The organism is Maribacter sp. 6B07, from assembly GCF_002700155.1.
Lineage (GTDB): Bacteria > Bacteroidota > Bacteroidia > Flavobacteriales > Flavobacteriaceae > Maribacter > Maribacter dokdonensis.
The window spans coordinates 864,601-877,590 of sequence record NZ_PDUT01000001.1; the positions used below are offsets into that span (position 1 = coordinate 864,601).

The 12,990-nt window shown below is 35.4% G+C and carries 11 protein-coding genes; 8 read left to right on the forward strand and 3 right to left on the reverse strand.

Annotation, left to right across the window (positions count from 1 at the left end):
* The first annotated feature begins 25 nt into the window (after nt 1–25).
* Nucleotides 26–325, forward strand: a complete 300-nt coding sequence (locus tag CSC80_RS03650; RefSeq protein ID WP_071341242.1) for a T9SS type A sorting domain-containing protein — start codon at nt 26–28, stop codon at nt 323–325.
* Nucleotides 326–377: 52 nt separating this feature from the next.
* On the opposite strand, the gene CSC80_RS03655 is transcribed toward CSC80_RS03650, so the two are convergent.
* Together CSC80_RS03655 and CSC80_RS03660 are read right to left on the reverse strand one after the other, a co-directional pair.
* Entirely contained in the window at nt 378–884 is a 507-nt protein-coding gene (locus CSC80_RS03655; RefSeq protein WP_099189834.1) for a lipocalin family protein, read from the reverse strand.
* 93 nt (nt 885–977) lie between these two features.
* Nucleotides 978–3,611 (reverse strand): DUF5916 domain-containing protein, encoded by a 2,634-nt coding sequence (locus tag CSC80_RS03660; protein ID WP_343224330.1) that lies wholly within the window; start codon nt 3,609–3,611, stop codon nt 978–980.
* Between the two features lie 243 nt (nt 3,612–3,854).
* On the opposite strand from CSC80_RS03660, the gene rplM reads away from it, so the two are divergent.
* The 4 genes from rplM to tsf all read left to right on the forward strand — a co-directional run bounded on the left by rplM (nt 3,855) and on the right by tsf (nt 6,966).
* Nucleotides 3,855–4,310 (forward strand): 50S ribosomal protein L13, encoded by a 456-nt coding sequence (gene rplM / locus CSC80_RS03665; protein WP_036151839.1) that lies wholly within the window; start codon nt 3,855–3,857, stop codon nt 4,308–4,310.
* Between the two features lies 1 nt (nt 4,311).
* Nucleotides 4,312–4,698 carry a 30S ribosomal protein S9 gene (gene rpsI / locus CSC80_RS03670; RefSeq protein ID WP_058103966.1) on the forward strand — a complete coding sequence of 129 codons (387 nt, stop codon included), beginning with the start codon at nt 4,312–4,314 and terminating at the stop codon, nt 4,696–4,698.
* 242 nt (nt 4,699–4,940) lie between these two features.
* Nucleotides 4,941–6,074, forward strand: a complete 1,134-nt coding sequence (rpsB, locus tag CSC80_RS03675) for a 30S ribosomal protein S2 (protein ID WP_058103967.1) — start codon at nt 4,941–4,943, stop codon at nt 6,072–6,074.
* 67 nt (nt 6,075–6,141) lie between these two features.
* A complete protein-coding gene (gene tsf / locus CSC80_RS03680; protein WP_058103968.1) occupies nt 6,142–6,966 on the forward strand; it encodes a translation elongation factor Ts in 825 nt (274 codons plus the stop codon).
* A gap of 78 nt (nt 6,967–7,044) precedes the next feature.
* On the opposite strand, the gene CSC80_RS03685 is transcribed toward tsf, so the two are convergent.
* Nucleotides 7,045–8,916, reverse strand: coding sequence for a peptidase M61 (locus tag CSC80_RS03685; RefSeq protein WP_099189836.1), 1,872 nt, complete (start codon nt 8,914–8,916; stop codon nt 7,045–7,047).
* Nucleotides 8,917–9,068: 152 nt separating this feature from the next.
* Here CSC80_RS03685 and pyrH point away from each other — a divergent pair, with 152 nt between their 5' ends.
* The 3 genes from pyrH to CSC80_RS03700 all read left to right on the forward strand — a co-directional run bounded on the left by pyrH (nt 9,069) and on the right by CSC80_RS03700 (nt 12,894).
* Complete coding sequence (pyrH, locus tag CSC80_RS03690) at nt 9,069–9,776, forward strand: UMP kinase (protein ID WP_058103970.1); 708 nt, start codon at nt 9,069–9,071, stop codon at nt 9,774–9,776.
* Between the two features lie 45 nt (nt 9,777–9,821).
* A complete protein-coding gene (gene frr / locus CSC80_RS03695) occupies nt 9,822–10,376 on the forward strand; it encodes a ribosome recycling factor (RefSeq protein WP_058103971.1) in 555 nt (184 codons plus the stop codon).
* A 130-nt stretch (nt 10,377–10,506) separates the two neighbouring features.
* Entirely contained in the window at nt 10,507–12,894 is a 2,388-nt protein-coding gene (locus CSC80_RS03700) for an MMPL family transporter (RefSeq protein ID WP_071341237.1), read from the forward strand.
* Nucleotides 12,895–12,990 lie beyond the last annotated feature (96 nt).

Sequence of the window (12,990 nt, forward strand, 5' to 3'; positions counted from 1 at the left end):
TCTCTCATGAGGTACGCTATTTTTCATGAAAAGGATTTTAATCATTCTAGCTTTTATCATCTTTAGCGCTACCCAATTAGCGGCACAAGATGTTAAAGTTTTTCCTAATCCGGCAACCAACGTTATCAATGTACTTGGTCTAAAAAATGACAAGAATGCCGTTATAACCGTTAGGGATAGCTATGGCAACCAAGTAATCTTTCACCAATGGGACATTAAAAGAAACTCATTGAACATACCTGTTTTTAACCTAGAAAAAGGTTTGTACATGATTACCATACAATCTGAACATCAGAATATAAAAACAAAATTCTACAAGCAATAAAAAACCCTTGTCAATTGACAAGGGTCTTATTTTTTTTATACTTAGCAAACTTTTATCGTTTTACAAATATCAATTGTCCGTCTTCTGAAAAATTTGGAATATCCAAATCACTGGCATCAACCGTCATAATGTTTCCTTCTATAGAAACACCTATTGCCAACTCATCGCCATTTTCATCAATAGTTGTGACCGTTTCACCGTCAAAGGTATAGGTACTTTCATTAACATCCGAATCTGTAGGGCAAGGAATATCCAAACCTGTAGCGGTCGCATTTACTTCAATATAATTAGCAGAATTAGATGCGCTTGCCGTTAAATCGTCATTAAACTGTAATGTTATAATGAAACAGTTATCAGCTGTAAGAAAATCCAATATTTGCTTTCCAAATTTTGCATCATCACTTGCTGTCTCATTATCTATTTCTAGCTCAGTAGCATCCCATGTACCAATTATGGCCGTGCTTTGAACTTCAGCTTCATTCTGTGTTTCATCCTTATCCGAACTGCAGGAAATTAGTGTTAACACTGCTCCTGCAATACATAAAATATGCTTATACATCTTTTTGTTTTATTGGTTGTACACCCCTAAAAACGAAAAAAACTAGGTATTATTTCAAAAACCAATAAATGGATACCTTCAAGAACCAATTCTTTATAGAATAAACCTGTAAGTTGCTTTGAGCAAAATTGTATTATCCTTTTTCTGCCCTAGTATTTGTCGATCTAAATTTCTACCCAATGTTTCACTGGGATCACCTGCACCCACAACACCTTGAGACCATACCAAAAAGATTTCCGAACCAGGTATATATTCCCATCTTAATACAAGGTTTGATCTAAATTGAACGTACGAAAAGTTAGGATTCTCTATTTGATAATCTATGGCACCATCAATATCTTCATCTATCAAATAATTATTGGTGTCGGCTGATCCTGATATTTGATTTTCGGAAAATAACGTTACACGTTCGCTCAAGTTCTCAGCAATAGGGTTATTTACATAATTAAAATCAGTGTAAGTTCCCCTAGAAATAAATGGCTCACCATAATATTGAATGGATAAGTTTGGATTTATACTATAATTAAAGCGGATAGCAGTACTAAATGTTTTCTGATCAATATTGCCGGTAACATACCTTGCATCACCATCAAAACTAGTTTCCGTCACATATTGCGTTTTATTAGGGTTTTCTTCAAACTCAGAAGAGATAGAAAGATTAAAAGCATCATAAGGTTGGTAGTATAATCTAAACACATATCGCTTTAAAGAAAAGTTATTTTCTGCCGCCTGGCTATTCACATACCCTAAAGTAAAGCTCATTTTTTTTCTACTATCCGAGCCAAAGAAAAGATAAGCGAAGTTTTCATCAGACCAACGCCAACGAGGTCCGCCACGAAGAACGGTATTTGAAAAAATACGGGGTTTATGGGCAGCACCAACCTCTGTCCACCAATTATTTTTATAGTTAATAAAACCCTGGAATTCATATTGAATTCTATTATAATTTCCATCAAAGTCAAACGTAGAGTATTGACTTAACCCTAAGTTTGCACGTCTATAAAAATTAGTAGGCTTTATGAACAACCTACGAACGTTAGCCGTTTGCTTAATTTCATCTGCCTGCCTTAAGAATCCAATATCATTGAGTTCCAATTCTGGAGACCTCCAAATAACTCCGCCATCATATCGCCAATTCCCACCTCCTGCTTTTCCGAGTGCCAACTTACCACCGCTACCCGTTAAAGAGGTACGATCAGGGTCTACATCAACATGACTAGCATCTACCCTTTGAAATAAGTGCGTAATACTATTCTGTGTTCGTTCAATAGCTTGTTGACTGCCCGTAATATGACTACCTACAATATTTCCTTCAACATAATAATTTCTGTTTTTCCAACTATGTTTAAAATCTACCCCACCTGTGTAGGCACTACTTCTTAAAAAATCGAGATTATCAGGAATATTTCTATTCGTTGCAGTAAATATTCCTCCAATAAAAGAATTACGTTCGTTAAAATCCTTTTGTACCCTACCCACAATATAATTTGTAAGCGGCTCTACAAGTTCTGATCTTTCATTTCCTGCAAGATCCTCTATATCTGCATACATGTTGCCCGTAATACTTTCCAATAAGCCCAAAGACCATCCATTTTTGGTTTTACCTGAAAATTTTGCAGCACCTAGTATGGTTGAATTTGTAGGTTGATCTACAAATTCCGTTTCAGTACTGTTTGCAAACCCTTGTGGACTTCTACCAATTCTTCTACTGTAAAAAATATTATCATTACCATCGGCAAATTCAAAATCGAAAATATTTTTGTTTTCAATAAAGAACGGCCTACGTTCTTCAAAGAAGATTTGAAATCCGTCCAATGCAATAGCTCCTGGATCAGCATCTACTTGTCCAAAATCTGGATTAACCGTTAAATCTAGAGTAAGATCATTGGTCAAACCTATTTTGGCGTCTAACCCCACATTTAAACCATAATCACTACCATCACGAAAAGGGTTGCCCGCTTGTGACGGATAAGCATCATACTGATTTACCAAAAATGGTTGAATTTCCAACTGTTTTTGAGGCTGAATATCAATAAGCCCTCTTAACACTCCAAACTCACTAACCCAACCAGGAGCATCTAATGACACAGGTTGCCAAAGTGATCGTTCTTCTTCCCTAAAGAAACGTCTGTTCAATTGAAGCCCCCAAATTTGCTCTTTTTGTTCTCCAAATTTTAATTGACTAAAAGGTATTTTCATTTCTGCCGACCATCCTTCATGATCAATCTTTGTAGCGGTATACCAAATAGGATTCCAGCTAGCATCCCAAAAATCACCATTTTGAGAAATAAATTCATCCCCTTTTACACCGGCAGCAGAAACATTAAACGAAAAACCCGTTCTTTTATCGTTGTAGCTATCAATGTTAATTTCTATCCAATCACCCGAAAAATTATCACGCCTTGCCAGCCTCTTTTCTATCTTAGAAGGTACACTATCGTAACAACGAATACCCACATAAAGAAATTTTTCATCATATGTAATCTTAAACTTTGTTGATTGACTAGGTTTTTCCCCATTATTAGGGTCAAATACGGTAAAATCACTGGCCCAAGGAACGCTGTTCCAAGCCAAATCGGTCAGCAAACCATCAATAGCAATGGTCTCACCTAAATTTACTTTTTGTGTAGTATATACTTTTTGTACCTTTGTTGTAACTGTTTGGGAAAAAGCAGTAGCTGAAATTATTAAATATAAAATACTTGTAACTAAGCATTTACGCATCATAATATGTCCTTTGATTGATTGATCGGTTATTACAAGAGACAATGAATATTTTAAATTGTTACAGAATCGGTAATAAAATCAATAAGAATAACAGTACTACGATGGCTATAAACCGGTTAGAAATTACATTTAATTAAAAAATGTAAAAAAATAAGAAACAAGTATTTGCAATTCAAGTTAATAATTGTAGATTTGCAGCCCCTTTCACGGGATTGATTAAAATAATAGTTAAAAATAGCAGTAGTGGATACATTAAGTTATAAGACCGTTTCGGCCAACAGAACAACTGTAAACAAAGAGTGGTTATTGGTAGATGCCGAAGGAGAAACATTAGGACGCATGGCTTCAAAAGTCGCCTATTTGTTAAGAGGAAAGCACAAGCCTAGTTTCACCCCTCATGTTGATTGTGGTGATAATGTTGTTATTATCAACGCAGAGAAAATTGTTCTTACAGGAAACAAGTGGTCTGATAAATCATATATGAGATACACTGGCTACCCAGGTGGACAACGTACTACTAGCGTAAAACAATTGTTGGATAAAAATCCAGAAGGTATTCTTGAAAAAGCAATAAAAGGAATGTTACCTAAGAACAGATTGGGTGCAGAACTTTTTAGAAACCTTAAAGTTTACGCAGGTACGGAGCATGGACAAGAAGCTCAAAAGCCTACTGTTGTTAATTTAAAAGATATTAAATAAGATGGAAGTAATTCATAAAATTGGTCGTAGAAAGACCGCTGTAGCGAGAGTATATCTTTCTGATGGAAATGGTGACATTACCATTAACAATAAAGATTTAAGCGTATACTTCCCAACTGCAACACTTCAATACAAAGTAAAGCAACCTTTCAGCTTAACTGAAAGCTTAGATACTTACGACGTAAAAGTAAACGTTTACGGTGGTGGTATTACTGGACAAGCAGAAGCTATTCGTCTTGCTTTATCTAGAGCAATGTGCGAGATAGATGCTGAGAACAGATCAATCTTAAAACCAGAAGGTCTATTAACTAGAGACCCAAGAATGGTTGAACGTAAGAAATTCGGTCAGAAGAAAGCACGTAAAAAATTCCAATTCTCGAAACGTTAATTCGAGATTACAAGAGTACAGGGCACCCTTTTTGGGTGCCTATTTTTATATTTTATCACACTGGGAAACCAGATTATTAACAAGTTCATTGAAAGTCCGTTAAGGACAATTAAAAATCCTTTAATTCCAAAAAATTGAAGGTAAGATTAGTTTAGCATCTAAATGATGAAGGCTTCTTGATATTATAATTCGAGATACCACTTTGTCATTGCTAATTCAAAAGAACGTAAACTAAATTTAAAATGGCGAGAGTCGAAGTAAAACAATTATTAGAAGCAGGTGTACATTTTGGTCACCTAACAAGAAAATGGAATCCGAACATGGCTCCTTACATCTACATGGAGCGTAATGGGATTCACGTAATCAACCTTTACAAAACAGTTGCAAAATTAGATGAGACCAACGAGGCTCTTAAAAAAATTGCAGCGTCAGGTAGAAAAATACTTTTCGTAGCTACCAAAAAACAAGCTAAGGACATCGTTGCAGAAAAAGCAGCAAATGTAAACATGCCTTACATCACTGAAAGATGGCCAGGTGGTATGTTAACCAATTTTGTTACTATTCGTAAAGCCGTTAAGAAAATGGCTTCTATTGATAGAATGAAAAAAGATGGAACTTTCCTTACACTTTCTAAAAAAGAAAGATTGCAAGTTGACCGTTTACGTGCAAAATTAGAAAAGAACTTAGGTTCTATTTCTGAAATGACACGTTTGCCAGGTGCATTGTTCATCGTTGATACAATGAGAGAGCACATTGCAGTTAAAGAAGCTCAAAAATTGAATATTCCAATTTTTGCAATGGTAGATACCAACTGTGATCCTAGAGATGTAGATTACCTTATACCTTCTAACGATGATGCTTCTAAGTCTATTGATATTATCATGACAGAAGTTACCAATGCAGTTGCCGAAGGTTTAGCTGAGCGTAAAGCTGAAAAAGGTGATTCTGAAGGTAAATCTGACAAAAAAGATAAAGGTGCCAAGAAAAAAGCAGTTGCAGACAAACCAGCGCCAACTCCAGAAAAAGTTGACACTAAACCTGCACCAGTTGTAGACAAAGTACCAAATGTTGAAGTAAACGTTGAAGCTACTAAAGAAGCTGTTGCGAACGATACAAAAGCAGAAGCTGATGATTTAACAAAAGTTGAAGGTATTGGCCCAAAAGCTGCTGAAGCTTTAGTTGCTGCCGGTATTGCTACTTACGAAGATCTTTCTAACGGAGATGCTGAAAAAATCAAGGAAATTTTGACAGAGGCAAGTTCTAGAATGGCTCATTTAGATCCAACTTCTTGGCCAAAGCAAGCTAAAATGGCTGCTGAAGGTAAGTGGGACGAGCTTAAAGAATGGCAAGACAACGTTAAAGGTGGTGTAGAATAAGTTACTACATTTGTTATAAAAATAAATCTAACGACCCCTTAAAACGGGTATATTAAAAGTAAAAAAAATGGCAAAGATTACAGCTGCAGAAGTTAATAGATTAAGAAAGACTACTGGTGCAGGAATGATGGATTGCAAAAAAGCCTTGGTTGAAGCTGAAGGTGATTTTGAAAGTGCAATCGAAATTCTTCGTAAAAAAGGTCAAAAAGTTGCAGCAAAAAGAGCTGACAGAGATTCTTCTGAAGGTGCAGCAATCGCTAAAGTAAATGATGACAACACTAGTGGTGTTATTATTTCTTTGAACTGTGAGACCGATTTCGTTGCTAAAAACGAAACTTTTGTAACATTGGCTACAGAATTAGCAGACTTGGCAATCAACTTTGATTCTAAAGAAGCTTTCTTGGCTGCTGATTATAAAGGTATGACCGTTCAAGAAAAACTTACTGAGCAAACAGGTGTTATCGGTGAGAAAATTGAGATAGGTGGTTTTGAAACGTTAAGTGCTCCTTTTGTAGGTTCTTATATTCACGCAGGAAACAAAATAGCTGTTTTAACAGGTCTTTCCGCTTCTGTACCAGGTGCTGAAGAAGTTGCTAAAGATGTGTCAATGCAAGCTGCCGCTATGAACCCTGTAGCATTAAACGAAGATGGTGTTGACCAATCCGTGATCGACAAAGAAATTGAAATTGCAAAAGATCAATTACGTCAAGAAGGAAAACCAGAAGCAATGCTAGACAATATCTCTAAAGGTAAAATAAAGCGTTTTTTTAAGGACAATACTTTAGTAAACCAAGATTTCATTAAAGATAGCAAACAAAGTGTTGCTCAATATGTAAAATCAGTTGATTCTAATTTAGAAGTAACAGGATTTAAAAGAGTTGCATTAGGTTAATTACAATACAACTAACTCAATAAAAAACCGCCTTACTGCAAAGTAGGCGGTTTTTTTATTTAGCATCATTATTAAACCTTAGTCTTTTAACCAAGCCTTACGTAAGTCTATAATTTTCTGATCTACATTTTCTAAAGGAACAATCTTCTTTACCTTTTTTACCGGTTGCCCTACCTTACCTTCAACCGAAACCAATTCACCATCTCTTTCGACAGTCATACTTACTACAGTTTCTGGCGTCCAACTAAAACTTTCCCCAATAATTGGTCTAAGCGACTCAAGATTAATCTCCTGTCCGTTTATCACCTTAAAAATATCACCTCCCTGTAGTTTTAAATCATCAAAGAAAGAATTCAACTCTATATTCTCACGTATAAAAACAACACTATCATTTTGCACATCAACATCCATATAAGGTACTTGCCCATCAAAAAAGTAACCTGTAGACTCTTCAACATCTTTTGTAGCTAAACCTACCTTTGAAAAATAAACATCATAATCTATAGGTGTATCTCCAATAACATGTTCCTTAAAAAAAGTATCCACCTCCCGATAGGTCATCTGAACAATCTCACCGAATAAAACTTCATCTTCAAAAGGCACATCCGAACCATATTTTTTAGACAGCTCTTTCATCAACCAAAGCATACTCTTTTCGCCGCTGCTCTTTTCTCTTAATATAATATCTAAACACATATTTATTAAAGCACCTTTCTCATATACGTTAGCGTAATTAGGCTCATAAGGTTGCTCTAAAATATTCTTGCTCATTTCAGTGAAAGACATGCTATCATCATAAAATTTAGAGTTGGTAATTTTACCCAACATGCGCTCATAAAAATCCTCTTCAGAAATTAAACCTTGCTGTACCTGAAATAAATTGGCAAAATACTCCGTAGTACCTTCGTACATCCATAAATGTTGTGACATTTTTGGGTCATTAAAATCAAAATATTGTATTTCTTTAGAATGAACGGACAATGGTGTTACAATATGAAAGAATTCGTGCGAAACCACATCTACCATAGCTTGCTCCAAACGACCAATATCCATAGCTTCAGGTAAAACTACCACGGTAGAAGTATGATGCTCCAAAGCTCCAAAACCATGAGCATCGGGCTTATTTACATCAGACAAATACAAAAGAATATTATACTCTTTAGTACTATCTACATCACCAAGAAACTTCTTCTGAGCCTCCATCATTTTTAACATTCTATTCTTTAAATCAGAAGCCTTGTACACGTTATTTGGTGAAAACAAGCTCAATGTTACCGTTATACCATTAATTTCAAAACTTTCAGTATTAGGTTTAGCGTACATTATAGGGTTGTCAATAACTTCAAAATACCTATTGGCAAGAAAAGCGTCCCAAAGTGGATCAGGCTTACGGTCAATTTGATCAGAAAGGGTTGTTGTTGCAATTAAGTCCACTGGCTTTTTAATATGAATAGCATAAGGAACCTCTTTAAACCCATCAAAATAGCCTACAAAACCATGTAGGTTCAGCATAAAATTACTGTCTTTCTCAATATTTGTACCTGCCGGGGAAAATACTGCATTAACCACTTCATTTTCCATGTCATAGGTATCGTTTACCCAGTAACTTACTTTATCAAGCTGTGTTCCATTAGAAATACTCCAAGAATTTTCATCAAGCTTAACAAACTGCAATGGATTACCTTTATAATCCAAAGCTTCAAAATCCTGCAAATACTGTCCGTAGTTATCGCTACTATATGTACCTGGCACCGTTTTAGGAATTCTAAAAATAACCGTTGAAGAAGCAAAAGCACCAGGATCTACAATCACCTGAACCCTATCTTCTACCACATTGACCAAATCTATTGAAGTAAGAACAGGGCTTTTCTCAATAGCTGCCAATTGCTTAACGGCTCCACAAGCATATAATAGAAGAGCACTTGAAATAATTAATAAGTATTTTTTCATAAAATATTCAATTGTTAATTTTTAAAATAATGATATATCAAAGATAGAGAATAAGTAACCATAGTATCTTGACACCTATCTTTTACCAGAATAAAATATTGAACACGCCCATCAAAAATTTTCATTATTTTTGATGGCAAATTAAAACTAGAATGCACTACAAACGAATTCTTCTAAAATTAAGCGGTGAAGCCTTAATGGGTGAAAAGCAATATGGAATAGATTCTAACCGCCTAAATGAATATGCGGAAGAGATAAAAGAGGTAGTTGAAAAAGGAATTGAAGTTGCCATTGTTATTGGTGGCGGAAACATATTTAGAGGCCTTACAGGTGCAGCCACAGGTATGGATCGCGTACAAGGAGACCACATGGGTATGTTAGCTACCGTTATCAACGGGTTAGCTTTACAAAGCGCCTTAGAAATGAGTGGTGTACAGACCAGATTGCAAACTGCTATAAAAATTAACGAAGTAGCCGAGCCTTTCATTAGAAGACGTGCCATGAGGCATTTAGAAAAAGGTAGAGTTGTAATTTTTGGCGGCGGTACAGGTAACCCATATTTTACAACAGATTCTGCTGCAGTTCTTAGAGCTATTGAAATAGAAGCAGATGTTATCTTAAAAGGTACAAGAGTAGATGGTATATATACTGCCGACCCAGAAAAAGATAAAAGTGCCACAAAATTTGACACTATTTCTTTTCAAGATGTACTTACAAAAGGACTAAAAGTAATGGACACGACTGCCTTTACCCTAAGTCAAGAGAACGAACTACCAATCGTAGTTTTTGATATGAACAAAAAAGGAAACCTATTGAAAATTGTTGACGGGCAAACCATTGGTACCACGGTCAACCTATAATTTTTGGTACAATTAATGTTATTGCGATAGTAATACACTTATTATATGAACGAGGAAATACAATTTGTTTTAGACGCTACAAAAGAAGGTATGGAAGCTGCCATAGCGCATTTAGAACGTGAATTTTTAAAAATTAGAGCAGGTAAAGCCAGTCCTACCATGTTATCTTCTGTATTGGTAGATTATTATGGCTCACAAACTCCACTAGCTCAAGTAGCCAATATCAACACGCCAGATGGTAGAACAATTTCTGTTCAACCATGGGAAAAAGGTATGCTTCAAGAAATTGAAAAAGCCATTATGAATGCCAATTTAGGCTTTAATCCTATGAATAATGGCGACATGATCATCATCAACGTACCGCCTTTAACAGAGGAGCGTAGAATACAGTTGACCAAGCAGGCTAAAGCCGAAGCAGAACATGCAAAAGTAGGAGTTAGAAGTGCAAGACAAGATGCGAACAAAGAAATAAAGGATTTGGATATTTCTGAAGACCTTCAAAAAAACGCAACCGCAGATGTACAGGATCTAACCGATGCATTCACTAAAAAGATTGATGATTTCTTGAGCAAAAAAGAGGCTGAAATCATGAAAGTTTAAAGTTTATCCAAAATATAGGATCACAAAGCTACCTGAATAAGGTAGCTTTTTTTATTTGTATAAAATTTAAACTTTTCAATCTAGGAACAATTGTAGCTAATAGTTACCTTTGCCACCTGCAAAAACAGTTATGGTAGCGAAACTTACGAAAGGATTTTGGCCTAAAACGGCAAACATAATTCTACGCAACAGAATCCTAATTTTACTATTGATTACCGGTTTTACCATTTTCATGGGCTGGCAATGGCAATACATGCGATTTTCTAGCTCACAAACCAACCTTTTACCAGATGATCACCCGGTTAACATACAATACCAGGATTTTTTAAGCAAATTTGGCGAAGAAGGTAATGCTGTTGTTTTTGCCATACGGGATAGTGCTTTGTTTGAACCTACTAATTTTAACCGTTGGAATAGGCTCAGCAAACAACTTGCCGCTTTTCCAGAAGTTGAATTCGTTATATCGACCGACAATTTAAAAGAGTTGGTTAAAAATAACGACAAGCAAGAATTTGAAATGTTGCCGTTAATCAACGGTGAATTAAAGACCAAAAAAGAAATAGATAGTATAACAGATCATCTTTTTAATGATCTACCTTTCTATGAAAATCTACTTTTTAACAAGGAGAGCAAGACAATACGTACCATTGTCAATTTAGATAAGGATATAGTTAACACCACTGTTAGAAAAGATTTTATTCTACAGGACATCAACACCTTGGTTCGTAATTTTGAAAAGGAAACCAATCTCGATGTTCATATTTCCGGTATGCCCTATGTGAGGACCATGAACTCACAAAACATCATAGATGAAATAGGAAAGTTTATATTGGCAGCGCTAGGCGTTACCTCCTTAATTTTCTTCTTTTTCTTTAGAAGCGTTAGAGCCACTTTCATTTCAATGTGTGTAGTTATCATTGGGGTAATGTGGGCTTTTGGTTTTCTAGGACTTTTACAATATGAAATTACGGTACTTACCGCCCTTATTCCTCCACTAATTATTGTAATAGGTATACCAAACTGTATATTCTTGATCAACAAATATCAGCAAGAGGTTAAAAAACATGGTAACCAAGCACTTTCGTTGCAACGTGTAATCTCCAAAATAGGAAATGCTACGTTAATGACCAACATTACCACTGCCTCTGGTTTTGCCACTTTTATCATAACCGATAGTACTCTTTTAAAAGAGTTTGGTATTGTAGCTTCTATCAACATCATTGGAATTTTCATTTTATCGCTTTTGATTATTCCTATAGTGTACAGTTTTATGCCATTACCAAAAACAAAGCATTTAAAACACTTGAACAAAAAATGGATAGATGCATTTGTTAATTGGATGGAACGCATCGTAAGACATAGAAGAATTACGGTTTATATAGTTTCTATATCACTATTGGTCTTAAGCATAATTGGTATTTACCAAATTAGAATCTCTGGCAGTCCTATAGAAGACATGCCTAAAAATGCAGAATTCTTTCATGATATAAGATTCTTTGAGAAAGAGTTTAAAGGAATAATGCCTGTTGAAATCGTAGTGGATACTAAAACTCCAAAAGGTGTTTTAAAGCCCGCTACACTTAAGCGTATGAATCAACTTGGAGAAGTAATCGATGAAATACCAGAACTTTCTTCTCCCGTTTCAGTAGTAAATTTGGTAAAATATTCCAAACAGGCCTTTTACAACGGCATACCAAAATACTATCAATTACCTACAAGTCAAGAAAACACTTTTATAATGGACGTTGCCCGTAAATCATCTGACAACGGAAATCTATTAGAGTCATTTGTGGATAGTACGGGACAAACCGCTAGAATAACTACATTCATGCGCGATGTAAACACAAGCCGTATGGAAGAAATAGAGCAACGTTTACTTGAGAATATCACTAAGATTTTTCCGGTAGAACGTTATAATGTTTATATGACCGGTAGCGCACTTTTATTCCTAAAAGGAACTAAATATTTGGTAAAAAACCTGATCATGTCGCTTGCTCTTGCCATTGCGTTGATCGCTTTATTTATGGCTTACTTGTTCCGTTCTTTCAGAATGATCGTTATATCACTGATCCCTAATCTTTTACCTTTAGTAATTACGGCGGGTATTATGGGATTTGTAGGCGTACCTATAAAGCCATCTACAATTCTGGTATTTAGTATTGCATTTGGTATTTCTGTAGATGACACCATTCACTTTCTAGCCAAATACAGACAAGAACTTACAGCGAATAAATGGCGTATTGAAAAATCGGTTTACAATGCACTTAGAGAAACAGGTGTTAGTATGTTTTATACATCAATTGTATTATTTTTCGGTTTTTCAGTATTTGTTATTTCTAATTTTGGCGGCACCGTAGCCTTGGGTTCATTAGTATCGGCTACCTTATTACTTGCAATGTTGGCTAATTTAATTTTACTACCCTCGTTATTGTTATCGCTGGAAAAGAGTATAGCTAACAAACAGACACTTAAAAAACCACAAATAGATATCTTGCCTCAAGAAGAAAACAACAATTGATCAATTTTCATTTTAAGGCAAAGTTTATATAACGGTATAGTCTCTTTATTTTTTAACAAAATCCTATCTTTGGAACTTTAATTTTCAATTCAACAT